The following is a 25127-nucleotide window of genomic DNA, read 5'->3' as shown; positions in this document are numbered from 1 at the left end:
CACTCTCGCACAACCAGCCGACTGCGGGTTCCTCACGGGGGAAACAAGATCACTGCCTCCAGGTTCCGAGATCCACCCCAGGGCAATGACATAGGGCCAGCGCTCTTACTTCAGAACGCGGGTCTCTTTGACGATCTCGACCAGGCGGCGGGCAGACGCAGCAGGGTCCTCGTGCTCCCAGCTTCGGACTACGATCCAGCCTGCTTGTTCCAGAACCTCGTCGGTCTCCCGGTCCCGTTGTCGGTTCCGGCGAACCTTCTCGGCCCAGTACTCCGCGTTGGTTCTGGCTACCGTGTGATGCTCCGGGCAACCGTGCCAGAAGCAGCCGTCGAGGAACACCGCGATCCTGGCCTTGGTGAACACCATGTCAGCGGTGCGCCTGATCTCTGGAATCGGTCGCATGGACACTCGGTAGCGCAGGCCGAGCGCGTGCGCTGCACGTCGAAGGCGAAGTTCGGGCTTCGTGTCACGTCCCTTGTTCGACTGCATGCTCCGGCGCACACCGTCACTTGAAGCCCACGAGGTAGCGCTTGTCATGCCCCCAACTTTCGCACGGCTGTCAGTCTCTCGCGAATGCGACTCGGTAGACGTGCTCGGCGATGGCCTTTCCCAGCAGTGGCGGGACCGCGTTGCCGATTTGACGGGCGACCTCGATCTTGGTGCCTTCGAAGACGAATTCGTCGGGGAAGGATTGCAGGCGCGCGGCTTCGCGATGTGTGATGGGGCGATCAGCTTCAGGGTGGAGGTAGCGGCCCTTCTCCGGCTTGTAGAACTCGGTCCGGATCGTGACCGAGGGACGATCCCACCAGAGCCTGCCCATGACGTCGGTCGTGCCGGTCTTCTTCTTCCGCCAGCATTCCGGGAGCAGATCCGGTCGATTCTTGGCCAGATCGAATCGGTTGCCCCCTTCCGGAATCGCCTGGTATCGCTCAAGCGACGTCGGGCGAGGGTTTCGTTTGAGGTGCAGGTCCTGCTGTTCGCCGTCCCATCCGATCTCGACGGCCTCGGGTTTCGCGGGAAGATCGTCGATCGCGTCCCGAACCGTCGCGTACGGTCGTCCGCTCGCCGAGTCGGGACCATGAGTCGCGGGCGGCGGCCAAGGGACCTCGTCGACACCGCGAACAGCGACGAAGATGCCGCGGCGCCTGCTCTGCGGAACCCCGTAGTCTGCGGCGTGAAGCACCCCATAGCCGTAGGCGTACTCCTGCAACAACAAGTCGCTTTCCATCAGGTGCAGCAACTGCGCGAACTGGGCGGATCGCTGGAATTCGGGCACGTTCTCGATGACGAACGCCTTCGGTTTCACCTCGTGGACAGCTCTGAGGTACTGCTGCCAGAGCTCGTTCATCTCCGCCCGGGACTCGTCGTCACGGTCGCGACCGAGCGGAGAGAATCCCTGGCATGGCGGCCCTCCGATGATGACGTCCGCCTCCGGGAACTGCTCCACCAGCTCGATCGGGCCGGTATGCACGTCACCGCCGAAGTTCCGCTTGAAGGTGCGAGCTGCCGCCGGGTCGATCTCCACCGCCATGATCGGCTCGTAGCCTTGATCGGCCTCCGCGAACCCATGGCTCAATCCGCCTGCGCCGGCGAAGAGGTCGATCGTTCGAATCACGTCTGTCACGGTGTTCCCTCCGTTCGCATCGGTCTCCTCCGACTGACGGTACGACTCACCTGTGACAAGTTCTTCTCGAACGACTCCGCGCATGATCACATCCTAGCCGAGGTGTATTTCACCCGATGGTGCAACTCGCGTGGGCCGGCGGCCGGATCTCACTGCGGCAGGGGGCTGCACCGACGACTGTCGGTAAAGTTCGAGCCATGCCCAACCAGCCCAAGACTCCGGCGCGCACCTGCCGCATCCGGGACGAGGAGTGGGAACGACTCGGCGACGTCGCTGAGCAACAGGGGCTTACACGAAGCGAGATCCTTCGAGAGCTGGTGCGCTGGTATATCGGCGAGTCCGATACACCCCCGTCCCGCCCGTCCGGCGGGACCCGGCGACCGTGATCACGAAGGCCGAGACTTCGGCCGACGACTTCTCCGGACTTTCGGCCTTCTCCGAACCGAATAGACTTCGAAGCATCTGATCATCACCACGAGGACGGGCCGTGAGCGAGGACATCTACGTATTCGAGGCGATCGACGTCAAGCCACCTGTGACCGAGGCCGAGGTCGAAGCCAAGATCGCCGTCGGCAAGTACCAGAAGGTCGTCTGGGAGTACGACGGCAGGATCGGGGACGGATACTTCGTCAAGGTCGGAGAGAGCGGCGTGATCGGGCTCGCGATGACACCCAATCTTGACGAGGACGGTGTTCTCCGACATCGGGGCATCTGTATCGAGGGCAACCCGTTGGACGAGGCCCACCGAGACGCAACCATCGAGGACGAGCTCCGTGAGGTCCTGGCCGACTTCGGCACCGCGCCGGACGGGACTGCCAGAACCTTCGGAGGCGCCATCTACATCCAGAAGGACGATGTCGAATACAGCGTCTCCGTCGAGGAGGGCCTCGTCGTCCGGAAGCGGGTTGCGCCGCAGAAGGCCCGCGCCGAACAGGAACAGCTGCACAACCTCTCGGTGACCGAGTATGAGGCGGACCTCCTGCGCCAAATGGTCGCGCTCGACATCCACGACTGGAAGTCCGGAGATATGCCGACCGATCCGATGGACCCTGACTTCGCACGCCGACGCGCCGAGGCCAGTGAAGCACTGCTCGCGAAGCTCAACGAGATTCTGGGATAAGGAGCTGTCCACCCAATGACCGATACCGTCCACGAGCGCGTCGGAGCCCTGATGCGCGAGTCGCTCACCACCGTCCAACCCGGCGCGGACCCGACGCTGTTCGGCGTCTGGAGGAACGGCGACGAGGTGAGCATGAGCGAGCTGGGCTCGCTTACGAAGCTGCTACTGGAATCCGAACGCAGTGGTCGCGCTGTCGGCGCCTCGCTCGAACTCATCGGCGAGTTCGCCCGAAGGGAATCTCTTGAGGACCTCGGTATAGAGGACCCCGACAACCTGTTCGGAATCGCTGTGCGCATCGAGACCTGGGCGGTCGACGCGAGCGGCAACGAGGTCTCGCTTGACCTAGGCAACCTGCTCACGGGCGAACGGCGTCTCAAGGAACATCCCGACGCGTTCACCGCCTTCGCCTGCTGGGCGCACTGCGTCGACGGCACCGGCCATGAGGCCGTCTGGCGAGAGAACGAACCGGCGCCTCGCTGGCGCCACATCATGCCCGGCAATCGCCGCTGGCGCACCGACCAGATTCCGAGGGGCCTACGGGCGGTCCTTGAGGCAGTCGTCGCCCTACGTCGGCGACGCCCGACCAACCGCAATGCCGTTCAGTTAGGGGCTGGCTATGATGGCGCTGTCGAGGGTGACTTTTTAGGTTCGCCTGGTCACCGGTCCTTTGGCGCGGTGTTTGGAGATCGTGCGTTTGACCACGCGGTGCACGGTCCGGATGCGTCGTTCGGCTGGCTGGTGCGCCAGCACTTGCTGCCCGATCAGACCTTTGAGGTCGACCGTCTCGGCTTCGATGATGTTCTGGCGCGGGTGATCTGGTCGCGGGCGGTTTCGACGGCGACGTGGAAGCTGGCGCGGATGCCGGTGTGGCCAGTACCGATCAGGGCGTCGGCGATAGCGATGCGGATGGTCTGGTAGAGCGCCAGGAGCGCCCAGATCTCCTGATCGAGCCCGGCCGGGTCGCCCGCCCTGAGGACCCTGCGACGCAGCAGGCCGGACTTGAGTTCGCAGTAAGCGGTCTCGATCTCCCTGAGTTGGTGGTACAGCTCGACGACCGCGGTGGCGGGGTAGGTCACCGGGTCGAGCAGGCTTGTAGCCGGGAATGCCCGGTCCGTGTCCCTTTACCGGTGGCGACGGTGATCTCGGCTTCGATCTCACGACAACCCACTCATCCCCAGCGTTGACTACGAGGCCCACGAGCTGCACGAAGATAGCCTGAAATTAACGAGATCAGGGCGACCCCGCCCCTGATGACGCTCGCAGGACGGCCGATCGACCAACCTCCTCCATGCGTGCGACTAGATCGTCGACTCTCCGACCTATAGACGCACGTGCATTATTGATAACTTCCGCGCCTATTATGTGGGCGTTGGGGTCGATTCGGTATCCCCCGATCGGGCGCAATTTAGGCTCACGGCTTGCATTATGAAATAGATCTGGAATAATGACTCCGTCCTCGGCGGCACACTTCCGCCAATAATCGTGCCGCTCTCCCCCTACTTTGTCGCCACCGCAATCCCCATGTAGAAGCAGGTGTGCCCGTGAATGAGGTACTTAAAGAACTCCGGGACCTGGAGCAGTTCGGCCCTCGTGCGCTCGACCTACTATTGGATTTGGCAAAGAGCGAGCTGAATCGGATCCCTGAACTTCGGAAAGATCATTCGAAAACCTACGACGACTATGCGCTGGGGTTCTTCACAGAATCTGGGGAGGAACTGCTGACCGCTGTACTCCTCCAGGCCGAGGATGATGATGCAGTCGGCAGGATGTTCCGCACCTGGCTGCATCGCTGGATGATCGACGAGGCGAGGAAGGGCCCCCGGGGCCGGCTGCGGGAGTCCCTCCGGAAACGGCTCGAACGCGGCCACCAATTCGTGAGGAGCGAGGTGTCTATGCACTGGCATCTGGTTGACGGTCCCTCGGACGTCTCTGCGGCCGATTCAGCCGATTTGATCGACGTTGCCTGGCAGTGCCATGTTTCCTACAAGGCTCCAAGCAACGCCGACGCCGACCGGCCGCGGCTTGGTGCGCAGGGCGAACTTGAAAGACTCCTCGTTGCGGTGTTCAATGCGGCGGAAGGCAGCTTGTCCGAGGAGACGTTGACCACGATCATCGCGGCCCGGCTGCCAACCCAGGTCGATCCGACCCTTGCGGCGTTCGATGAGAACGTACTGCCGACTTCGGCGTCGATTACTCCAGAAATGCAGGTCATCGGGGATGCGGAGACCACACAGAACGCGGAGGCCGCCCGAAGAGTGTATGCCGCGTTGACGGAGCTCGAACGTCTGCTCGTGCCGGTGATCGATGATCGGGTTGCGGCGTCCGCGATTCTCAGCATGGGCAGGTCGGCCACCTACAACAAGCTTCAACAGCTTCGGGCCAAGCTTCGAGAGTTGGCGGGGAGCGAGTCGGCGGCTCGTGAAATCCTCGAGGTCGTCATTCGACGATGTTTGGAAGACCCTGCGATGCCCGCGAGCGGCATGGATGGATCAGCGTCTGTCCCGTCAACCTCATTGGAAGGGTAGGTGCGATGACTGACTCCTCGAACGCACGGCAGCGGCTGATCGAACTGGCCCAGCGCACGACGGCACCTGCGGTAGTCCGTAAGGCCGCTCCGTCCTCGGAAGACATCGACGCCCCAGAGTTCGACGTTGTACCTGGGCAAGTCTGGGTTGGACGGCATCAAGAACATAGCTCGTTGCTGGTCGTTCTTGAGGTGAACGCGGATCGACGGACCGCGGTGGCTGCACCGCTTTCCATCGAGCCGGGGATCGAAGCGGCAGAGACTCTTGTCGTGGCAGCGGATGCGTCTCCGTTGCAGCTGACGACCGTGATCTGGTTCGCTCTCAAACAAGCGATACCGGTACGGGTCCTCTCCCGACCGCTGGGGCGCCTTGCAGAACCGATCGTCGACCTTCTCAGACAAACCTCCTTCGACAGTGGAAAGGCACTTCAAGTCGGCGGGGTCCGGCTCGGCGGGTCTGATTTCGACGTGCATTCATCGAGCGCGTCGGTTAACGCCGAACTTGAGGACATCTTCGAGCTATGGGCCTCCAGTCTTGAGCCGATCGAGACCCCGGACCAGCCAACAGCGTCACCGAGCTCGACTCTTCCAGTGCAGTTGGCTGAGGTCATAGACGCCCTTGGGGTTTCGCAGCCGATCGCCATGGCGATCATTCGGCGCGAACGCCCTCTCTCCCCTGATGAGCTGGCTCGGCTTGCGACAGGGACCGGGATCCCCGAAGCTGACCTTCAACCGTGCTCACCAGCCCTGCCCGCCGATCTGGTTATCGAACTCGAACAACCCCGGTGGCGCCCGCTCGTCGAAGCCGTCGCCTCATCCGAGGGAGTCGATGTGCACACCGCTCGCCAGAACCTGGGCCAGAGTGCCTATACGCTGGCGGCCCGGCAACGAGGAGACAGCTCGTCCCTCTGGCGTCATCGGCTTCGGATGGTGGCCCTCGCCCGTCTCGACAACCATCCCCTCGAACAGTTATTGGTTCCGCATATGCCCACTATCTTCGATGACGCCCTGCCACAGGCTGAGGCAATGCTGCTCCGTTTGGAGCAACTCTTCCCAGGGGCAGCGGCCCGGCTGCATCAGGATCCCTTCGCTGAACTTGAGGCGTGGGATGGCGTGCGGGTCAGACGAGTACCCGAACTAGACGACCTCGTTGGCATCACCGCCGAAGATTGCTCAGTCAGCGGCGCCTACGAAGGCGCTCTCACACCACCGACCATGGTCGTAACCAAGTCACTTTCACCACGGCGTCAATGCTTCACACTGCTCCACGAGCTGGGGCACCATCTCCAGCAGCAGGACATCAACCTAGGCCAGGCAGCGCTCAAGCACAGCTCACCCAAGGAGTTTGAGGACGCGGCCTGCGATGCTTTTGCCGCCGAAATCCTCCTCCCCTCGGCGCTGGTGGGGACCGTCGTCGCCGAGCATGGAACGACCGTTGAGGCTGCGCTGGAGCTCTACCACCGCACCGCGGCTTCAAGAGCAGCTATTTGTGTTCGCCTGGCCACACAACTGCGCGTACCTGGTGTTGTAGCGGTCATCGAGCCGTCGGGTACCGTCAGCTTCGCCTCCGCCCACGGGACCCTATTTCCACCGCGTCGCGCCTCTGACCAGCGCTCCAACCCGCTTATTCAAGCCGCCCTGGCGAACCACAGGGACGCCCAGGTAGTCCGGCGAGACAACGCGCTGATCCAGTACTCGACCGGCCATACTTCTGCCGAGCTCTACGGCCAGGCAGCCTGGTGCGACGGCCTCCTCTTCATCGTGATGGTCGAGTACGACGCCCCATGGCGGACGTTCGCGCCACCACGCGAGGGTCCGGCCCGGCCCAGTGTCAAGGCACGCTGGGGGGACTGCGGAGTCTGCGGGACCAATTTCGAGATCACCGACCGCTGCCCCACCTGCCGAGAGCCGCGCTGCCCCGAAGGACACTGCGAGTGCACCCTCGCCGCCGAACGTCGCTGCGGGAAGTGCTTCCTGATGAAGCACCGGACACAGTTCGAGACCGGCTCGACGGTGTGCAAGGAGTGCTGCGAGTGAGGCCGCCGTGGACGATCGTCGTTCTGTCCCGTTAGCCCCAGTGACGGCGGGGATGGCCCGGCGTCACACACAGAGGAGAAGAATCTGGTGGGAACGACGGCTGACATGCTCGCGGCGATCCGCAAGCAGATCGATGCGGAGGCAGAGCCCCTGACCGCGGTCCGGACGCGCCTGGCGCTGGTCCGGAAGGTCGCGATCGGCTACGAGGGCGCGCGGCGCACCTACGCGAGCGGATCCCTTGCGGTCCACACGATGAACCACCCCGTGACCGACGGGGACAGCGGCCTCGTCCTTGACCGGCGCTGCTACCCGCAACTCGGGCCCGAGGGCGGGGGCGAGCACCCGCAGGAAGTCGTCGACGACCTGTGCAAGTTCCTGGGGCCGCTTGTGCGGGAGGAGTATCCCAAGGCGCGGGTCTGCACTTCCAAGCGCGGGCCGAAGTTCTACTTCGGGAGCCCCATTAACGGACAAGACCCCACCGTCGACATGGTCGTCGCACTGACGCGGCGCGAGGGCAACGGCCTGTGGATCCCCAACCTCAACAAGAACACTTGGGAGCCCTCCGATCCCGAGGGGCACGTGACCTTGCTGAACTCCGGGACGGCCTCGCACCGCGCGATCCGGCGCAAGATCATCCGGCTCGCCAAGGCGTGGAACAAGCAGTTCGACAAGCCGGGCGTGTCCTCGTTCATGCTCTCGGTCTGGGCGTACGAGTTCGTCGAGCCCGGCATGGGGGTCGCGGACGGTCTGCGGACCCTCTTCGTCAAAGCCGCGGCTCGGCTCAAGGCCCACCAGGCGACGCCTGATCCAGCTGAGGTGTCGGCGAACCTCAAGCCGCTCCTCCCCGCAGAAAACGTGCAGCGGCGCTTGCAGAAGGCCGGCGATGCGCTCGAAGAAGCGCTCCTCGCAGACGGCGACGAGGACTCGGTCGCCGCCGCGCTCGGGCGGGTCTTCTGGAAGTACGTCGACAACCCGAAGACGAACCAGCTCGCCGCAGCGGTCCAGCTGCTCTCGGGTCGCTCGGCGGTGCCGACCACGGCGCTCGGTGTGGCCGGCCCGGCGGTGCTGATCCCCCCGACCCGCTCCTACGGGGACGTGTCCTAGTGGGTAAACCTGCCTGGCGGCACCCGCCATGGTTCGCCAAGCCCGTGAACCGCATCCAGTTCCTGCAACACCTGAAGCTGGACTACCCGGACGCTGCTTCCGCCGCGCCCCGCCGCAAGTTTCGCGGCGGATTCGCGGTCAAGACCAAAATCGAACCTGCTGGCGTCGACAAACGGACGGTCGAGATCATCTTCTCGCGCGGGCTGCCCGAGGAGCCGATCGTGTTCGTCGACGGCCCTGCCGATTCCCCGCACCGGTACCGGGACGGGAATTTGTGCATGTGGTTCCCCTACGATCCACCCGAAGCACGTTGGTGCCGTCCCGATGGACCGACGGCGCTACTTGGGCACATCGCAGCCCACCTCATCAAAGAGGAGCATTACCGGCAGACGGGCGAATGGCCCGGTGTAGAAGCTCCTCATCGACGCTCCTTACCCCATACCGAATGGCATGAATGATTACTGGAATTCTCACCAGCGCGGTGATCGCGGCGCTCCTCACCGGCACCGTGAACATCGGCCTTGCCTGGCGAAAGAGCCGGACCGAGGAACGCGACCGTGTACGCACGGTGTTCGCCGAGGCCTTCGCGGCCTACACCGAGTACCGCGAGTACCCCTATGTGATTCGACGTAGGAACTGCGACAGCCCTAGCGACGAACGCACGCGCATCTCTGAGTTGGTCAGACAGACCCAGCAGCGCATCAACTACTACCTCGCCTGGACACAATCCGAATCGCTGGCAGTCGGCAAGGCCTACAACGCCCTAGTTTCTGCAGCCAGAAGCACAGCCGGTGTCGCAATGAATGAAGCGTGGAAAGCGCCCGCCATCACCAAAGACCATGAAATGAACATCGCTACGGCCGTTGTGAACCTCACCGACCTCACGACCCATGAACACGACTTCGCAAACGCAGTTCACCAGCACTTGCTCACGTACGCGGCCTGGCCAGTTCGCTTCTTCAGATGGCTTCGACGCTCGCGGCGCCTGGAGAAGCCGACTCCGCGGCCCGCCCAACCGAGCGCCGTTTCAACCGAAGGCCCATGATGACGGCTGGAGTGATCTGGACGAACCATGTGCTTGCACGACCACTCTAACCACATTGATTCACAAACGAGTGTGGCACATCACATCAGTCAGTCGTTCCATACCAGCGCGAACCAAGGCATCCTGGGGAGTCACAACAAGCGAACGACAAGCGAGAACCAGAAGAGCCGGTCCCCTCTTTCGAGGAAACCGGCTTTCAGCTGGACTTTCTTTGTAGCGGGAGGCGGATTTGAACCACCGACCTCCAGGTTATGAGCCTGGCGAGCTACCGAGCTGCTCTATCCCGCGTCGGTAGTTAAAGAGTACATGATCCCGTTTAGCCGGTGCCACGGCGGGGTCCGTGAGCGCAGTCACCGCGCGTTCACCTGGGGTTTCATGGGACGAGAGACGCGAACGGCCCGGATTCCCATGGTGCGGGAGACCGGGCCGGGCGCAGGGTAGGTCAGAAGCCGAGGCGTTCGAGCATCTTCGGGTCGCGCTGCCAGTCCTTGGCGACGCGCACGTGGAGGTCGAGGTAGACGCGGCTGTCGATGAGCTGGGCGATGCCCTTGCGGGCCTTGGTGCCGACGCGCTTGAGGCGTTCGCCGCCCTTGCCGATGATGATGCCCTTCTGGCTGTCGCGCTCGACGTAGATCTCGGCCCAGATCTTCTTGCGCGGCCCGCCGTCGGAGTCCTCGTCCTCGACGTCCTCGATGACGACGGCGAGGGAGTGCGGCAGCTCGTCGCGGACGCCCTCCAGGGCGGCCTCGCGGATGAGCTCGGCCATCATGACCCGCTCGGGCTCCTCGGTGATCATCCCGTCCGGGTAGAGCTGGGGCGATTCGGGCAGTTTGTCCGAGAGGACGCCGACGAGTTCATCGAGGTTCTCGCCGGTCTTCGCCGAGACCGGCACGATGTCGGCGAAGTCGGCCAGCGCCGCCACGTTCGTCAGGTGGCGCACCAGGGCGTCCTTGGAGACCAGGTCGATCTTGGTGACGACCGCGACGACCTTGGCGTTCAGGTTCGCGATCTCGCCGGCGATGAACTTGTCGCCGGGGCCGGGCTTCTCGTTGGCCGGCAGGCACAGGCCGATGACGTCCACTTCGGACCAGGTCTGGCGGACGAGGTCGTTCAGCCGCTCGCCCAGCAGGGTGCGGGGGCGGTGCAAGCCGGGCGTGTCGACCAGGATGAGCTGGGAGTCGGGGCGGTGCAGGATCGCGCGCACCACGTGGCGCGTGGTCTGCGGGCGCTTCGAGGTGATCGCGATCTTCTGGCCCATGATCGCGTTCGTCAGGGTGGACTTGCCCGCATTCGGACGCCCCACGAAGCAGGCGAAGCCCGCCCTGAAGCCGTTGGAGCCGGAACGGAAGTCGTTGCTAGGCAAGACGGGTCACCTCTTTGCGAATGACCGACCAGACGGTGAGGTCGGCGCTGATCTCCCGGGCGGCCTGGATGCCGTCCGCGTCCTCCGCGGCGCCGAACAGCACCGCGGCCTCGAGCTTGTCGGCCCCGGCCGCGTACGCCTGGGCCACGGCCGCTTGGAGGGCCGTGAGCCGCAGCGAGGGGAGGTCGACGGCCGCCGAGGCGTAAGTGCGGCCGATGCCGTCGCGCACGGCCGCACCGGTGGTCTGCTGGACCCGCCCGGCGGCCCCTCGGGCCAGCGTGGCGAGTTTCGCGTCCTCGGCGTCGAGGGCATCGACGTGAAGGTCAGACATTGATCTTGTGCCTCTCATCGTTCACAGCGGCCGCCGGGGCGTCGCCGGCCTCGGGCAGGCGCGCGACGCGCACCGTCTCGATGCGGTTGCGGCGGCCAACGGTACCTTCAGCGGTCAGTTCGAGCCCGCCCAGGCGCGCCCGGTCGCCCGCGAGCGGAACCTTGCCGAGTTCGGCGGCGAGCAGCCCGGCGACAGTGTCCACGTCGAGCTCGGGCAGGTTCACGCCGAACAGCTCCTCCAGGTCCTGCACGGAGAGCCGGGCGGTGACGCGGGCGGTGCGGTCGTCGAGCCAGGCGACCGGCGGCAGCTCGTTGTCGTACTCGTCGGTGATCTCGCCGACGATCTCCTCGAGGATGTCCTCGATCGTGATCAGCCCGGCGGTCCCGCCGTACTCGTCGACGACCGTGGCGATGTGGATGCGGGCGGTCTGCATCTCCCGCAGCAGGTCGTCGACCGGCTTCGAGTCGGGGACGAACGAGACCGCGCGCATCACCTCGCTCACATGCGGGTTGACGCGGTCGTCGAGCCGCACGAGGTCCTTGAGGTAGACCACGCCGCGCACATCGTCCAGGTCCTCTCCCACGACCGGGATCCGCGAGAACCCCGACCGCAGCGCGACCTGCTCGGCCTCGTCCGCGTACATGTCCGCCGGGACCCACACCATCGCGGTGCGCGGCACCATGACCTCGCGGGCCACCGTGTCGCCCAGGGCGAACACGGACGCGATCATGTCGCGCTCCTCGTGGTCCACGGTGCCCTGCGCCTCGGCGGCGTCCACCAGTTCGCGGATCTCGATCTCCGAGGTCGCGAACGGCCCCTCGCGGAAGCCCTTGCCCGGCGTGACGGCGTTGCCGACCAGGATGAGGAGCTTCGCGAACGGGCCGAGGGCCGTGCCCAGCAGGGCCACGGGACCGGCGACGGCGAGCGCGATCGGGTAGGCGTGCTGGCGCCCGAGCGTGCGCGGGCCGACGCCGATGGCGACGAACGACACGACGGTCATGACCACCGCGGAGATGCCCACGGCGAGCCACGAGTCATGCCAGGAGTCGAACGCGACGACGGCGACGATCGCTATCGCGGCCGCCTCGCAGGCGAGGCGCAGCAGGATGAGCAGGTTCAGGTGCCGCGGCAGGTCCTCGATGATCTTGACGAGGGATTCGGCGCCGCGCTGGCGCTGCTCGGCGAGCTCCGCGGCGCGCGCGGGCGAGACGGCGGTGAGGGCCGAGTCGACCATGGCCGCGGCCCCGGCGACGGCGGTCAGGGCGACCGCCGCGGCCAGGAGCGAATACGGGATCATGCCGGCCTAACTCTCCGCTGCGGCGTCGCGTTTCGCACGCCAGGCGTCGAGCAGCCGGTTCTGCAGGCCGAACATCTCCTTGGCCTGCTCGGGTTCGGCGTGGTCGTACCCGAGGATGTGCAGCACACCGTGGACGGTGAGCATGTGCATCTCGTCGGCGGTGGAGTGCCCGGCGTCCTTGGCCTGGGCCTCGGCCACCTCGGGCGAGAGCACGAGGTCGCCGAGGATCGGCGTGCCCGGCTCGGAGGAGTCGGGGCGGCCGGGCATGGCGTCGTCCATCGGGAACGAGAGCACGTCGGTGGGGCCGGTGCCGCCCATCCACCGCTTGTTGAGCTCGGTCATGTGCTCGATGTCGACGATGAGGATCGAGAGTTCGGCGAGCGGGTTCACGCCCATCTCGTGGAGGGCGAAGTCGGAGACGGCACGGATGCCGGACTCGTCGACTTCGCGCCCGGACTCATTGATGATCTCGATGCCCACGGTTTCCTCGTTGCCCCTTCTTCGGGTCGCCCGTGCGGGCGTCCCACTTCTCGTAGGCGTTCACGATATCGCTGACCAGCTGGTGTCTGACGACATCTTCCGCCCGCAGGGTGGCGAAGTGCACGTCCTCGACGCCTTCGAGGATGTCTCGGACGACGCGCAGCCCGGAGGTGGCGTTGTTCGGCAGGTCGACCTGGGTGATGTCACCGGTGACGACGATCTTCGAGCCGAAGCCGAGCCGCGTCAGGAACATCTTCATCTGCTCGGGCGTGGTGTTCTGCGCCTCGTCGAGGATGATGAACGAGTCGTTCAGGGTGCGCCCGCGCATGAACGCCAGCGGCGCGACCTCGATGCTGCCCGCCTCCATGAGCTTCGGGATCGACGCGGCGTCGATCATGTCGTGGAGCGCGTCGTAGAGCGGCCGCAGGTACGGGTCGATCTTCTCGAACAGCGTGCCGGGCAGGAAGCCCAGCTTCTCGCCGGCCTCGACGGCGGGGCGGGTGAGGATGATCCGGTTGATCTCCTTGGCCTGCAGCGCTTGCACGGCCTTCGCCATGGCGAGGTAGGTCTTGCCGGTGCCGGCGGGGCCGATCCCGAACACGATCGTGTTGTGGTCGATGGCCTCGACGTAGCGCTTCTGCCCGATGGTCTTGGGGCGGATCGCCTTGCCGCGCTTGGACACGATGTTCTGCGAGAAGACGTCCACCGGCCGCTCGCCGGGAGCGGACTTGAGCATGTTCTCCGTGCGCCGGATCATGTCAGGGTCGACGCTCTCGCCGTTCTCGATCAAAGCGAGCAGTTCCTTCACGAGTCGTTCGGCGGCGTGCAGGGCGCCGTTGAGTCCGGTGAGGGTGATGGTGTCCCCGCGCACGTGGAGGTCGACGCCGGGATTGCGGCGTTCGATGTAGCGGAGGTTCTCATCGGCGCGGCCCAGCAGTGCCATGAGCGAGCTCTGGTCGCCGACGGTGATCGTGGACGTGATCGTCGATGTGTGCTGGCCGTTGTCAGAGCGGTCGGTCATAGGCTTCGCCCGCTGAGGGCTGTTCGCCACCTGCTTCCAAAAGTGAGACTGCCAGCGGCCCGGAGGCCGCTGTTCGACATGCCTCAATGGTAGTTGCCGCCTGCGACACGCGACAACGAGTAAACGCGGACGCGGTGTGATTTCAGTTCGAAAGCATTCGTCCGAGCGGTTTTCCGCCGAAGACGTGGAAGTGGACGTGGAAGACCTCCTGGCCGCCGTTCGCGCCCGTGTTGGCGAGCAAACGCCAGCCGTCCTCGGCAACGCCTTCGTTCAAGGCGACCTCGGCGGCCGCGCGCAGGACCTCCCCGGCGAGCGCGGGGTCGGCCGCGGTGAGCTCGGCGACGTTCGCGTAGTGGTCCTTGGGGATGACCAGCACGTGCGTGGGGGCCTTCGGGTAGAGGTCGCGGAAGGCGAGCACGCGGTCGTTCTCGAGGACCTTCGTGGCGGGGATGTCCCCGGCCACGATCTTGCAGAAGATGCAGTCGGCGTCGGTCATGCCCGCATCCTAGTCACCAGCGGCCGAGGCGGGCCTGGAGCACCGCCAGCGCGGCCGGGCCGGCCGTGGAGGTGCGCAGCACCGTGTCGCCGAGGCGGATGGGCTCGCCGAACTCCTTGAGGGCGCTGAGTTCGTCGGGGCTGATGGAGCCTTCGGGGCCGATGACGACGGCGATCTCGCCGGCCGCGGGGAGCGCGACTTGCGAGAGCGGCAACTCGGCCTCTTCATGGAGGACGAGCACCTGGCTCGCGTTCCGGAGGCGGGCGACGAGCTGCTTGGTGGTGTGGAGTGCGGCCACGTGGGCGAGGTGGGGGCGGCGGGCCTGCTTGGAGGCTTCGCGGGCGGTGGCCTCCCATTTGGCGCGGGCCTTGTCGCCGCGCGGCCCCTTCCATTGGACGATGGAGCGCGAGGCGGCCCAGGGGATCACCTCGTCCACGCCGATCTCGGTGAGCATCTGCACGGCGCGCTCGCCGCGGTCGCCCTTGGGGAGGGCTTGGACGACGGTGAGCTTCGGGTCGGGGGCGGGGACGGTGCGCCGGTCGACGATCTGGACGCGCACGGAGCCGCGCTCGGCGTGGGTGACCCGGGCGGCGGCGGTGCCGCCGGCGCCGTCGCTGAGGATCAGGGTCTCGCCGGGCTGGAGCCGCTGCACGTCGGCGGCGTGGTGCCCTTCGGGCCCGTCGAGGGTGTAGTCGTCGGCCGCCGGGACGGCGTCGACGAGGAAGACCGGTGCGCTCACCGGGACAGCTTAGTCCGGGGTCAGCGGGTGAAGTCGACGGCGCGTTCCCAGCGCAGGCCGCCGGTGATCGTGCGGTACAGGCCGGGGTCGTCGATGCGGCCGAACGAGTGCAGGAGGCGGGCGCTCGGGAGGTGGACGGGGACGAGGTCCACGTAGCCGTCACGGTCGGCGGGCGGGTCCCAGCGGGAGGCGTGGACGTGGACGCGCCATGCGGCTTCGCGGGGCGCCTGGGTGGTGCATTTGACGACCCAGTAGCCGCGGCCGGAGTAGCCGATGACGAGGCAGGGGCGTTCCTTGGAGCGCCGCGGTTCGTCTTCGAAGGGCACGTCGGCCTTCCACCGCTCGCCGATCTGCGGCCCTCCGGCGGGCGGGGGCGCGTCGAGGCGGGGCCTGGCCGGGGCGGGCGCGGCTCGTCGGCGCAGGACGACGACGAGGACGACGAGGCCCGCGGCGAGCAGGAGGACGAGGAGCAGCAGGGAGGCGGGGTCGAGGCGGATCACGCGCCCGGAGTGTAGTGGAGCCCCGCCCACCGCCCGCGCTCGGCGGGTTCCGGACGGGGCTCGTCGGCGCGGACGCCGCACGGGTGCGGGTCCGCATCGGTGGTTCGCTTGCGGCGCTGGGCGTGTCGCTGCTGCGCCGCTCGCTCGACTTCCGCGTGCAGGCGCGCGACTTCGCTGGGCGCTATGCGTGCCCGTTGAAGGCGTCGCGCATGCGGCTAAAAAACCCGCTGCCGCCCTTGACCTCTTTGATCTCCTCGTCGCGGAGGCTGGCGAGCTTCTTGAGGAGCTCTTCCTGCTCGGCGTCGATCTTGGTGGGGGTGCGCACGTCGAGTTCGACATAGAGGTCGCCGCGGATGCCGCCGCCGCGCAGGCGCGGGACGCCGTGGCCGCGGACCTTCTTGATGGTGCCCGGCTGCGTGCCGGGGGCGACCTCGACCTCGACCTGGTCGTCGAGGGTGTGAATGGTGAGCTTGGTGCCGAGCGCGGCCTGTGTCATGGGGACCCGGACGCGGCAGCGCAGGTCGGAGCCTTCGCGGGTGAAGACCTCGTGGGGCTTCTCGTGGACCTCGACGTAGAGGTCGCCGGCGGGGCCGCCGCCGGGGCCGACCTCGCCCTCGCCGGAGAGGCGGATGCGCATGCCGTCCTCGACGCCCGCGGGGACTTTCACGGTGATGCGGCGGCGCGAGCGCACGCGGCCTTCCCCGCCGCACTTGCGGCACGGGTCGGTGATGATCGTGCCGTAGCCCGAGCAGGCCGAGCAGGGGCGCGCGGTGCGGACCTGGCCGAGGATCGTGCGCTGCACGACTTGGACTTCACCGGAGCCGTTGCAGGTGGAGCAGGTCTGGGGTTCGGCGTCGCCTTCGGTGCAGGTGCCGTTGCAGGAGTCGCAGAGGATCGCGGTGTCGACCGTGAGGGTCGACTCGGTGCCGAACGCGACCTCGTCGAGGTCCAGGTCCAAGCGGAGCAGCGCGTCGTTGCCGGGCCGGGTGCGCGAGCGCGGGCCGCGGCGGCCGAAGCCGCCCATGGAGCCGCCGAAGAAGGCGTCCATGATGTCCTCGAAGCCCATGAAGGGGGCGCCGGAGCCGCCGGTCGCGCCGCGGGCGAACGGGTCGCCGCCGGCGTCGACGATCGCGCGCTTCTGCGGGTCCATGAGGACTTCGAAGGCGGCGTTGATCTCCTGGAGGCGCTCTTGCGCGTCCGGCTCGTCGCTGACGTCGGGGTGGTACTTGCGCGCCAGCTTCCGGTACGCCTTCTTGAGTTCGTCGTCGGTGGCGTTCCGGTCGACGCCGAGAATGCCGTAGTAGTCCTTAGCCACGTGCGCTCTGTCCTGTCAGCGGTTCTGTTCCAAAATCTCGGACACGTACCGGGCGACGGCGCGGACGGCCGCGATCGTGCCCGGGTAGTCCATGCGGGTGGGTCCGAGGACGCCCATGTGGCCGACCACCGAACCCGGTCCGTATCCGGCGGTGACCACGGTGGTCTCGCGGAAGTCGTCGAGGTGGTTCTCGTCGCCGATGCGCACCGTCAGGAGCGCGTTGGAGTCGGCGCGGCCCAGCAGCTGCATGAGCACGACCTCCTCCTCGAGGGCTTCGAGGATGGGCCGCAGGGACCCGGCGAAGAAGTTGCCAGGGCGCGTCAGGTTCGCGGCCCCGGCGACGGCGACGCGCTCCTCGGTGCGCGCCACGACGGTCTCCAGGAGCACCCGGGCCAGCGCGGCGGCGGTCGGGTGGAGTTCGGGGCGGGCGAGCCCGGCGAGGTCGGCGATGATGCGCGGCGCGTCGGCGAGCGGCTTGCCCTGCAGCTGCTCGTTGACGAGGCGGCGCAGTTCGAGGACGTTGTCCTCGTTGAGCTCTTCGGGGGTCTCGACGTACCGCTGCTCGACGCGGCCGGTGTCGGTGATCATGACGACCATGAGCCGGGTCGGGGTGAGCGAGACGAGCTCGAGGTGGCGCACGGAGGAGCGGTTGAGGCTCGGGTACTGGACGACCGCGACCTGGTGGGTGAGCTGGGCGAGCAGCCGCACGGTGCGGGTGACGACGTCGTCGAGGTCGATGGCCTCGGAGAGGAAGCGGTGCACGGCGCGCCGCTCGGCGGCCGAGAGCGGCTTGATCTTGCCGAGGCGGTCGACGAAGAGGCGGTAGCCCTTGGCGGTCGGGATGCGCCCGGCCGAGGTGTGGGGCTGCTGGATGTACCCGGCCTCTTCGAGGTAGGCCATGTCGTTGCGCACGGTCGCCGCGGACACGCCGAGGGCGTGGCGCTGGGAGACGGCTTTGGAGCCGACCGGTTCCTGTGTGGCCACGTAGTCCTCGACGATGGCGCGCAGCACTTCGAGTTTGCGATCGTCCATCGCCGCCACGTCCCCTCCGTCGTTCGGTGTGTGTCCCGGACCGGACCCGGGTTCAGTCGGCCGGACTCAAGTCTGGCACTCCCGGTCCGAGAGTGCCAGTCTACGTGTGCGGTCAGGCAGAGGGGAGCACGAGCGCGCCGTCGTCGCCGACGGTGGCCGCGTCGTCCCCGAAGTCCTCGGCGAGCTCGTTGAGGTCGTCGAACGCGCCGTTGTCCTCGTCGAGCTGCGGGTAGCCGTCGTCGTCCATGCGGGTGGCGGTGAGCTGCCCGGAGACGAGGGTGCCGTCTTCGCGGAGGGTGACGGTGAGCACGGCGGAGCGGCCGAGGGGGCCGTCGGTGGAGAAGAGGTTCTGGCCGCCGCCGAAGTTGCCGAGGGAGTAGCAGATGAGCTTGCCGTTGTAGACCTCCATGCCGCGCAGGACGTGGGGGCCGTGGCCGACGACGAGGTCGGCGCCGTTGTCGATGCAGGTGTGGGCGAAGGCGCGGGTGTCGCCGCGGTCTTCGCCGAGGTAGGTCTCGACGCCTTCGGGGACGTGCCGGTGGTCGGTGCCTTCGGCGCCGAGGTGGGCGGTGGCGATGACGATGTCGGCCTGCTCCTTGGCGGAGGCGACGAGGGCGGCGACGGCCTCGAGGTCGCGGTTGTCGGTGTAGAAGGTGTACGGGGCGAAGCCGACGAGGCCGACGGTGAGTCCGGAGTCGGTCTCGACGAGGCAGACCTCGTCCTTGATGCCGCAGACTTCCATGCCGGCGTCGCGGATGGCGTCCTGGGTCTCGGTGGCGCCGTCGGGTCCGGCGTCCCAGCCGTGGTTGTTGGCCTGGTTGAGGACGTGGAAGCCGGCGTCGGCGAAGACCTGGGCGTATTCGGCGGGGAGGCGGAAGTAGGTGCACTCGCCGCCGCCGCACTTGTCGAACTCGAGGGTGGAGAGGGCGCCTTCGAGGTTGGCGATGACGACGTCGCCGGTGAGGGCGGAGGTGACGCCTTCGAAGAAGCTCGCGCCGTCGTCGGAGGCCATCTGGTTGGGGTAGGAGCCGGGCATGGTGTCGCCCACGTGCGTGATGGTGATCTCGCGGGGCTCGGGCGAGGGGGCCTCGGTGGTGGGCTCCTCGGCGGCCTGGCCGCCTTCGTCCTCCTCGACCGGGGGCGGCTCTTCCTCACTGCAGGCGGTTGCGGCCGCGGCGACGCCGGCGGCGGAGGCTACGAGAAGGCCGCGGCGGCCGAGTGTGGGCATGGTGCGCATGGGTGCTGGCTCCGGGTGGATTCATATGGGGGTCCGTGCGCGGGGTCGCCTGGGGGGCGCCGCGGCCTCTGGGGGAGGCGCGCGGAGTGCGGCACGGTGAAGGCGGATGGGGTTCCGCCTTCACGAATGTAGCGGTGACCGGCCGGAACGCCGTCAGGAGGTGAGGTCTCTCACGACCGCGTCCGCGAGGAGGCGACCGCGCAGCGTGAGCTTGAGGCGGCCGTCCTCGATGACGGCGAGTCCGTCGGCGGCCGCGTGCTCGGCGGCTGCCTTGCCGGTCGGACGCAGCAACGATAGCGGGAGTCCGCTCGCGAGCCGGGTGCGCAGGAGGATGCGCTCGAGGTACTGGTCGTCGTCGGTCAGCTCCTCGTGCCCGGCGGCGGGCAGGCCCTGGGCGAGCGCGGCGCCGTACGTCGAAGGGTGCTTGTGGTTCCACCAGCGCACGCCTGGCAGGTGCGAGTGCGCGCCCGGCCCGGCGCCCCACCAGTGGCCGCCTTCCCAGTACAGGAGGTTGTGGCGGCATTGGGCCGCTTCGTTCCGGGCCCAGTTGGAGACCTCGTACCAGTGGAAGCCGGCGTCGGCGAGGACGGCTTCGGCGGCGAGGTAGCGGTCGGCGGCGGTGTCGTCGGAGGGCTGGGGCACCTGGCCGGAGCGGATGCGGCGGGCCAGCGCCGTGCCGTCTTCGACGATGAGCGCGTAGGCCGAGACGTGGTCGACGCCGGCGTCCACGGCCGCGTCGAGGCTCGCCTCGAAGTCGGCGGCGGTCTCGCCGGGCGTGCCGTAGATGAGGTCGAGGCTGACGTGCTCGAAGCCGGCCTTGTGGGCGTAGGCGACGGCGTTGAGGGCCTTCTGGGGGGAGTGCTCGCGGTCGAGGATCTTGAGCACGTGGGAGGCGGTGGACTGCATGCCGACCGAGAGGCGGGTGAAGCCGCCGTCGTGGAGTTCGGCGAGGTAGTCGGCGTCGACGGATTCGGGGTTGGCCTCGGTGGTGGCCTCGTAGCCGGCGGCGAGGCCGAACGCGTCGTCGATCTCGGCGAGGATCGAGGCCAGGTCGGCGGCGGAGAGCAGGGTGGGGGTGCCGCCGCCGAAGAAGACGGTGTCGACCTTCGGCCTGGTGCCGCCGCGCTCCGCGAACTGCGCTGCGGCCGAGCGGATCTCGGCGCGCACGATCGAGGCGTACGTGTCGCGGGAGACCCCGGCCCCGAGTTCGGAGGCGGTGTAGGTGTTGAAGTCGCAGTAGCCGCAGCGGGAGACGCAGAAGGGGACGTGGACGTAGAACCCGAACCCGGCCGCGCCCGTCGCGGGGTCGGCGGCGGCCGCCGCGATGGAAGCGGCGGGCGAATTCGGGTCGGCTACTGGCGAGACGGCAGGCACGCCCACTACGGTACTGGCGTGGAACGCAATGACGCACCGATCGCCTACCGCGCCCAAGAGGCAGTGGCGACGATTACCCTCAACGCGCCCGAACGGCGCAACGCCCTCTCGACCCGCCTGATCGCCGAGATGCGCACCGCGCTCGCCCGGGCCGTCGCCGACCGCGACGTGCGGGTGGTCGTGATCGACCACGCCGGTCCCGTGTTCTGCGCGGGGGCGGACCTCAAGGAATCGGTCGCGGCGCACAGCCTCGCGGCCCTCCCGGCCGCGCACTTGGCGGAACTGCTGGCCGACATCACCGAGGCCCCGAAACCGGTCGTCGCGGTCGTGCGCGGGGCCGCGCGCGGGGGCGGCCTGGGGCTCATCGCGGCCGCCGACTTCACCGTGGCCCACTTCGAGGTCCCGATGGCGTTCAGCGAGGTCCGGCTCGGCGTCGTCCCGGCCGTGATCGGCCCGGTGGTGGCGCGGCGGATCACCCCGGCGCGGATGCGGGAGCTGTTCCTCGCCGGAGGCGGGCTCGTCCTCGACGAAGGCGACGCGGACGTCTTCACCGGCGAGGACGCCGCCGGGTGGGGCCTGGTGACGACCGCGGTCTACGAGGAGCACCTGGACGCGGTCGTCCAGAGCCTGGTCGACCGGCTCAAACTCGGCGGCCCCGCCGCGCAGGCGGGGATCAAGGTGCTCACGGCCGCACCGGATCTGCGCGACCAGTTGCGGAAAGCGGCTGCCGTGACGGGTGACCACTTCTTCTCCGAAGAGGGGAGGGAAGGCACCCGTTCGTTCCTTGAGAAGCGTCCTCCTTCTTGGGTAGGCTGATCAGCCGCCGACCGACCAGATCGGAGTCACCCGTTGCGCGCGCTCTCCGCTTTGACCTCGCTGTTCCTCCTCGCCACCCTCGCCGCCTGCACCGACGACGCCCGGGACGCCCTGCGCCCCAGCAAGACCGGCTGCTACCTCGGCAGCGGCGGGGAAGTGCACCTGAGCGCCGAGCAGGCCTCGAACGCGGCGACGATCGCGGCGGTGGGCATGCGCGACGGCATGGACGAGCACGCCGTGGCCGTGGCGATCACCACGGCCATGCAGGAGTCCGAGCTCATCAACGTCGACTACGGGCACGACGACTCGCTGGGCCTGTTCCAGCAGCGGCCCAGCATGGGCTGGGGCTCCGAGGAGGAGCTCATGGACCCCGTCTACGCCTCCTTCAAGTTCTACGAGAAGCTGCAGCGCACCGACGGCTGGCAGGACATGCGCCTCGCCGAGGCGGCCCAGGCCGTCCAGATCAGCGCCTACCCCGAGCTGTACGAGCAGTGGGAGAGCGACGCCGAGGTCATCGCCGACGCCTTCGCCGGCGGCGAGGAGGCCGGGCTCGCCTGCATCTCCGGCAGCGCCGACGCGCCCGACGCCGACCCGGCCGCCCTCGCCGAGGCCTACGCGTACCAGTGGGGCGCAGAAGTCTCCGACGTAGACGAAACACGGATCGTGATCGAGACCGGCGGCGCGGCGGAGGGCTGGAACCGGGCCGCCTGGGCGGTCGCGAGGGCGTACGACCACACGATCGCGTCCGTCTCCTTCAACGGCATGGTCTGGACCCCGGGCGAAGAGCACTGGGCCGAACCCGACGCCGAAGTGGACGGTGACGCGCAGGTCGTCGAAGTCGCCGACTCGACCGCCGTGATCATCACGTTCACCGCCCCGGAGTAGGGCCGCCAGAGTTCGGCGCCGGTTCACCGGCGCGACCTCCAGAAGTCTCGGCGCATCCACGCTCGCTTGCTGGGCTGTACGGGTCACAAACCCGCGCAACTCCCCCGAAGCGAGGTCCATATGCGCCTGTCGCGCCGAATCCTGCTCGCCTCCTCCGCCGCCGGAGCCGCCGTCGCGGTCCCGGCCGCCGGCTGGGCACAATCGAACACGCACCCCACCCTCGACAGCGACCCGTTCACCCTCGGCGTCGCCTCCGGCGACCCCGAACCCGACGGCGTCGTCCTCTGGACCCGCCTCGCCGTGAACCCTCTCGCCGAAGACGGCATGGGCGGCATGCCCGACGCCGCCTTCGACGTCGAGTGGGAGGTCGCCCGCGACGACCGCTTCCGCCACCGCGTCGCCCGCGGCGAGGTCCAGACCGCCGCCGAGATCGGCTACAGCGTCCACATCGAGGTCGAGGGCCTGCGCCCCGGCCACGAGTACTACTACCGGTTCAAGACCGGCAAGTGGACCTCCCCCGTCGGCCGCACCGTCACCGCGCCCCCGCGCAACGCCATGCCCGAAGCCCTCCGCATGGCCTTCGCCTCCTGCTCCCAGTACGAGCACGGCTACTTCACCGCCTACCGGCACATGGCCGAATCCCACCCCGACCTCATCCTCCACCTCGGCGACTACCAGTACGAGTACAAGGCCAAGGTCTACAACTCCCCCGACGGCAACGTGCGCGACCACGAAGGCCCCGAGACGGTCTCGCTCGCCACCTACCGCCAGCGCCACGCCCAGTACAAGGCCGACCCCGACCTCCAGCTCGCGCACGCCGCCGCGCCCTGGCTCGTCGTCTGGGACGACCACGAGACCGAGAACAACTGGGCCGACGAGATCCCCGAAGCCGGCTCCGACACCCCCAACCCCGCCGACTTCCTCGCCCGCCGCGCCGCCGCGTTCCAGGCGTACTGGGAGAACATGCCCCTGCGCCGCTCCTCGGTGCCCGAAGGCATCGACATGCAGCTGTACCGCCGCGTCCGCTGGGGCCGCCTCGCCAACTTCCACATGATGGACACGCGCCAGTACCGCGACGACCAGGCCTGCGGCGACGGCACCCAGAGCAACTGCGCCGACGCCTGGGACGAATCGCGCACCATCACCGGTGAGGCCCAAGAGGAATGGCTCATCGACGGCTTCCACTCCTCGCGCGCCCGCTGGGACATCCTCGGCCAGCAGGTGTTCTTCACCCAGCGCGACAACACCGCCGCCGCCGACGTGCTGCGCACCAGCATGGACGGCTGGGACGGCTACGCCGCCTCCCGCCAGCGCATCATCGACGGCTGGGTCGAGGCCGGGGTCCGCAACCCGGTCGTGCTCACCGGGGACGTTCACACCCACTGGGCCGGCGAGATCAAGACCGGCTTCCCCGACATCACCGGCGAGACCGTCGGCGTCGAACTCGTCGCCACCTCGATCACCTCGGGCGGCAACGGCGTCGACTCCGTCCCCGAGGACAACTCGGTCCTCAAGATCAACCCGCACATCAAGTTCCGCAACGCCCAGCGCGGCTACGTCGAAACGGTCATCACCCCCGACCAGATGGACGTCGACTTCAAGGTCGTGCCGCAGGTGACCGTCCAGGACGCCCCCGTCTACACGCGCCGCTCCTACACGATCGCCGACCGCGAGCGCGCCCTCCACCAGACCTACGACCGCCCGGTCGACACCGCGAACATGACGACCAGCACGAGCCCGTTCGCCGGCTCGGACGAGCTCGCCGACGACTACCTGAACTGACCCGTCCTGTCCCACCCGAGGGCGGCCCCGGCGACACCGGGGCCGCCCCGCGCTTCTCCGTGACCAATTCGGGTTGTTTCGAATGGCGTTCGAAATTGCCACGAATTGCCATATCCACCATTGCTTTCGCCAAGAATCGACGTACCCCGGGACGGGCGGCGAAGGGCTACAGTGAGCAGTGAAAGCACGCCCTTCTCTTTGCCCGGAGCACCGACTATGACGTATCCGCCGCAACCGCCCGAATCCCATCCGTACGGTGCCGCCCCAGGTGGCGGCCCCGCCGGACCGCCGCCCGCCGGAGGCCCCGCCCAAGGGCAGGGCGATTTCGCCGCCCAATGGGGCATCAAGGAGAATCCGGGCCGGCCCAAGAAGGTCAACCAGTTCACGCAATTGCTGTGGGCCTATGCCGCGGCGACGGTGCTGATCTTCCTCTTCTCGCTCATCGCCTCCGCCACCGCGCCTTGGTGGTACGGGACGGGCTTCATCGTCGGCGGCGCCGTCTTCGGCCTCATCCTCGGGGCGCTGGCGGTCGCGATCGCCTGGTACGTCACGAAGGACAAGCTCGGCACGTTCGGCGCGGCGGACCCGCGCGTCCCGCTGTACATCGGGCTGGGCCTCCTCGGCTTCTTCTCCCTCGGCGGCTTCTTCGGCGGCTGGGGCCTGGGCTGGTACGCCGCTATCGGCACCCTGCTGGGCCTGGCGAAGCTCGCGGCGGTCGGCGGCGGGTTCTTCCTGCTGTTCCAGCCCGAGGTCGAGCAGTACCTGAAGTCGCGGCCGGGCAATCACCCGAAGCCGCCGCACCAGCCGCCGCCGCACGGCTACCCGCAGCAGCCCCCGGCCCCGCCGATGACACCGCCGCCGGGCTACCCGCCGGAGATGTAAGCGGCACAAGCGAAAAGGGCGGCACCGCTCTGAACAGCTCCCCGGATGTTGGACTGAGAAATCAGTTCCGCTTCCGGGGAGTAGTTGTTTGAATCCGTATAGTTCGTTGACCGAGGCGCAGCG

The 25127-nt window shown here is 67.7% G+C and carries 25 protein-coding genes and 1 tRNA gene; 11 read left to right on the top strand and 15 right to left on the bottom strand.

The window, feature by feature from the left end; genetic code table 11:
- Window positions 1-105: 105 nt before the first annotated feature.
- Entirely contained in the window at window positions 106-537 is a 432-nt protein-coding gene (locus tag AB0K52_RS00130; RefSeq protein ID WP_363523876.1) for a very short patch repair endonuclease, read from the bottom strand.
- Window positions 538-559: 22 nt separating this feature from the next.
- A complete protein-coding gene (locus tag AB0K52_RS00125) occupies window positions 560-1624 on the bottom strand; it encodes a DNA cytosine methyltransferase (protein ID WP_363524996.1) in 1065 nt (354 codons plus the stop codon).
- A gap of 487 nt (window positions 1625-2111) precedes the next feature.
- Here AB0K52_RS00125 and AB0K52_RS00120 point away from each other — a divergent pair, with 487 nt between their 5' ends.
- From AB0K52_RS00120 to AB0K52_RS00090, 7 genes are all read left to right on the top strand, one after another.
- Window positions 2112-2744, top strand: a complete 633-nt coding sequence (locus tag AB0K52_RS00120) for a hypothetical protein (protein WP_363523874.1) — start codon at window positions 2112-2114, stop codon at window positions 2742-2744.
- Window positions 2745-2759: 15 nt separating this feature from the next.
- Entirely contained in the window at window positions 2760-3662 is a 903-nt protein-coding gene (locus AB0K52_RS00115; RefSeq protein ID WP_363523872.1) for a hypothetical protein, read from the top strand.
- 623 nt (window positions 3663-4285) lie between these two features.
- A complete protein-coding gene (locus AB0K52_RS00110) occupies window positions 4286-5269 on the top strand; it encodes a hypothetical protein (RefSeq protein WP_363523870.1) in 984 nt (327 codons plus the stop codon).
- 5 nt (window positions 5270-5274) lie between these two features.
- Entirely contained in the window at window positions 5275-7305 is a 2031-nt protein-coding gene (locus AB0K52_RS00105) for an ImmA/IrrE family metallo-endopeptidase (protein WP_363523868.1), read from the top strand.
- 87 nt (window positions 7306-7392) lie between these two features.
- Window positions 7393-8409: a hypothetical protein gene (locus AB0K52_RS00100; protein ID WP_363523866.1), complete on the top strand. Its 1017-nt coding sequence runs from the start codon at window positions 7393-7395 to the stop codon at window positions 8407-8409.
- Between the two features lie 44 nt (window positions 8410-8453).
- A complete protein-coding gene (locus AB0K52_RS00095; RefSeq protein WP_363523864.1) occupies window positions 8454-8867 on the top strand; it encodes a hypothetical protein in 414 nt (137 codons plus the stop codon).
- Window positions 8864-9454: a hypothetical protein gene (locus tag AB0K52_RS00090; protein ID WP_363523862.1), complete on the top strand. Its 591-nt coding sequence runs from the start codon at window positions 8864-8866 to the stop codon at window positions 9452-9454. The genes AB0K52_RS00095 and AB0K52_RS00090 overlap by 4 nt, the downstream gene beginning before the upstream one ends.
- A 214-nt stretch (window positions 9455-9668) precedes the next feature.
- On the opposite strand, the gene AB0K52_RS00085 is transcribed toward AB0K52_RS00090, so the two are convergent.
- The 13 genes from AB0K52_RS00085 to hemW all read right to left on the bottom strand — a co-directional run bounded on the left by AB0K52_RS00085 (window position 9669) and on the right by hemW (window position 20591).
- Window positions 9669-9742: transfer RNA gene (locus tag AB0K52_RS00085), tRNA-Met, on the bottom strand.
- A 154-nt stretch (window positions 9743-9896) separates the two neighbouring features.
- Window positions 9897-10817 (bottom strand): GTPase Era, encoded by a 921-nt coding sequence (gene era / locus AB0K52_RS00080; protein WP_208495598.1) that lies wholly within the window; start codon window positions 10815-10817, stop codon window positions 9897-9899.
- Window positions 10810-11148, bottom strand: coding sequence for a cytidine deaminase (locus tag AB0K52_RS00075; protein WP_363523860.1), 339 nt, complete (start codon window positions 11146-11148; stop codon window positions 10810-10812). Before AB0K52_RS00075 ends, era begins: the two co-directional genes overlap by 8 nt.
- Window positions 11141-12445, bottom strand: a complete 1305-nt coding sequence (locus tag AB0K52_RS00070) for a hemolysin family protein (protein WP_363523858.1) — start codon at window positions 12443-12445, stop codon at window positions 11141-11143. Before AB0K52_RS00070 ends, AB0K52_RS00075 begins: the two co-directional genes overlap by 8 nt.
- 6 nt (window positions 12446-12451) lie before the next feature.
- On the bottom strand, window positions 12452-12925 hold the full coding sequence (gene ybeY / locus AB0K52_RS00065; protein WP_208495601.1) for an rRNA maturation RNase YbeY: 474 nt from the start codon (window positions 12923-12925) through the stop codon (window positions 12452-12454).
- The gene (locus AB0K52_RS00060) at window positions 12903-13946 is read right to left on the bottom strand and encodes a PhoH family protein (protein ID WP_363523856.1); all 1044 of its coding nucleotides are present in this window, start codon (window positions 13944-13946) and stop codon (window positions 12903-12905) included. The genes ybeY and AB0K52_RS00060 overlap by 23 nt, the downstream gene beginning before the upstream one ends.
- A 142-nt stretch (window positions 13947-14088) precedes the next feature.
- Entirely contained in the window at window positions 14089-14442 is a 354-nt protein-coding gene (locus AB0K52_RS00055; RefSeq protein ID WP_363523854.1) for a histidine triad nucleotide-binding protein, read from the bottom strand.
- Between the two features lie 13 nt (window positions 14443-14455).
- A complete protein-coding gene (locus AB0K52_RS00050; protein WP_363523852.1) occupies window positions 14456-15181 on the bottom strand; it encodes a 16S rRNA (uracil(1498)-N(3))-methyltransferase in 726 nt (241 codons plus the stop codon).
- A gap of 20 nt (window positions 15182-15201) precedes the next feature.
- Window positions 15202-15681: a hypothetical protein gene (locus tag AB0K52_RS00045; RefSeq protein ID WP_363523850.1), complete on the bottom strand. Its 480-nt coding sequence runs from the start codon at window positions 15679-15681 to the stop codon at window positions 15202-15204.
- Window positions 15682-15862: 181 nt separating this feature from the next.
- Complete coding sequence (dnaJ, locus tag AB0K52_RS00040; protein ID WP_363523848.1) at window positions 15863-16996, bottom strand: molecular chaperone DnaJ; 1134 nt, start codon at window positions 16994-16996, stop codon at window positions 15863-15865.
- 15 nt (window positions 16997-17011) lie between these two features.
- On the bottom strand, window positions 17012-18028 hold the full coding sequence (gene hrcA / locus AB0K52_RS00035) for a heat-inducible transcriptional repressor HrcA (RefSeq protein ID WP_363523846.1): 1017 nt from the start codon (window positions 18026-18028) through the stop codon (window positions 17012-17014).
- 112 nt (window positions 18029-18140) lie between these two features.
- Complete coding sequence (locus AB0K52_RS00030) at window positions 18141-19265, bottom strand: CapA family protein (protein ID WP_363523844.1); 1125 nt, start codon at window positions 19263-19265, stop codon at window positions 18141-18143.
- Window positions 19266-19418: 153 nt separating this feature from the next.
- Entirely contained in the window at window positions 19419-20591 is a 1173-nt protein-coding gene (gene hemW / locus AB0K52_RS00025) for a radical SAM family heme chaperone HemW (RefSeq protein WP_363524993.1), read from the bottom strand.
- A 66-nt stretch (window positions 20592-20657) separates the two neighbouring features.
- Between hemW and AB0K52_RS00020 the strand changes: the two genes are divergently transcribed.
- From AB0K52_RS00020 to AB0K52_RS00005, 4 genes are all read left to right on the top strand, one after another.
- Entirely contained in the window at window positions 20658-21455 is a 798-nt protein-coding gene (locus AB0K52_RS00020) for an enoyl-CoA hydratase-related protein (RefSeq protein WP_363523842.1), read from the top strand.
- A 33-nt stretch (window positions 21456-21488) separates the two neighbouring features.
- Window positions 21489-22340: a hypothetical protein gene (locus AB0K52_RS00015; RefSeq protein WP_363523840.1), complete on the top strand. Its 852-nt coding sequence runs from the start codon at window positions 21489-21491 to the stop codon at window positions 22338-22340.
- A 120-nt stretch (window positions 22341-22460) separates the two neighbouring features.
- Window positions 22461-24122: an alkaline phosphatase D family protein gene (locus AB0K52_RS00010; RefSeq protein ID WP_363523838.1), complete on the top strand. Its 1662-nt coding sequence runs from the start codon at window positions 22461-22463 to the stop codon at window positions 24120-24122.
- A gap of 216 nt (window positions 24123-24338) precedes the next feature.
- Window positions 24339-25004, top strand: coding sequence for a hypothetical protein (locus AB0K52_RS00005; protein WP_363523836.1), 666 nt, complete (start codon window positions 24339-24341; stop codon window positions 25002-25004).
- The last annotated feature ends 123 nt before the right edge of the window (window positions 25005-25127 follow it).

Source organism: Glycomyces sp. NPDC049804, from assembly GCF_040674615.1.
In the GTDB taxonomy this organism is placed as follows: domain Bacteria; phylum Actinomycetota; class Actinomycetes; order Mycobacteriales; family Micromonosporaceae; genus Glycomyces; species Glycomyces niveus.
The sequence above is the reverse complement of the archived record's forward strand: the minus strand, read 5'-3'. Positions and strand labels throughout refer to the sequence as shown.

Bases quoted from the DNA above. Each gene is read 5' to 3' on its own strand.
- AB0K52_RS00130 (WP_363523876.1), bottom strand. From the start codon at position 537: ATGACAAGCGCTACCTCGTGGGCTTCAAGTGACGGTGTGCGCCGGAGC.
- AB0K52_RS00115 (WP_363523872.1), top strand. From the start codon at position 2,760: ATGACCGATACCGTCCACGAGCGCGTCGGAGCCCTGATGCGCGAGTCG.
- AB0K52_RS00105 (WP_363523868.1), top strand. From the start codon at position 5,275: ATGACTGACTCCTCGAACGCACGGCAGCGGCTGATCGAACTGGCCCAG.
- AB0K52_RS00090 (WP_363523862.1), top strand. From the start codon at position 8,864: ATGATTACTGGAATTCTCACCAGCGCGGTGATCGCGGCGCTCCTCACC.
- AB0K52_RS00075 (WP_363523860.1), bottom strand. From the start codon at position 11,148: ATGTCTGACCTTCACGTCGATGCCCTCGACGCCGAGGACGCGAAACTC.
- AB0K52_RS00070 (WP_363523858.1), bottom strand. From the start codon at position 12,445: ATGATCCCGTATTCGCTCCTGGCCGCGGCGGTCGCCCTGACCGCCGTC.
- AB0K52_RS00060 (WP_363523856.1), bottom strand. From the start codon at position 13,946: ATGACCGACCGCTCTGACAACGGCCAGCACACATCGACGATCACGTCC.
- AB0K52_RS00055 (WP_363523854.1), bottom strand. From the start codon at position 14,442: ATGACCGACGCCGACTGCATCTTCTGCAAGATCGTGGCCGGGGACATC.
- hrcA (WP_363523846.1), bottom strand. From the start codon at position 18,028: ATGGACGATCGCAAACTCGAAGTGCTGCGCGCCATCGTCGAGGACTAC.
- AB0K52_RS00030 (WP_363523844.1), bottom strand. From the start codon at position 19,265: ATGCGCACCATGCCCACACTCGGCCGCCGCGGCCTTCTCGTAGCCTCC.
- AB0K52_RS00010 (WP_363523838.1), top strand. From the start codon at position 22,461: ATGCGCCTGTCGCGCCGAATCCTGCTCGCCTCCTCCGCCGCCGGAGCC.
- AB0K52_RS00005 (WP_363523836.1), top strand. From the start codon at position 24,339: ATGACGTATCCGCCGCAACCGCCCGAATCCCATCCGTACGGTGCCGCC.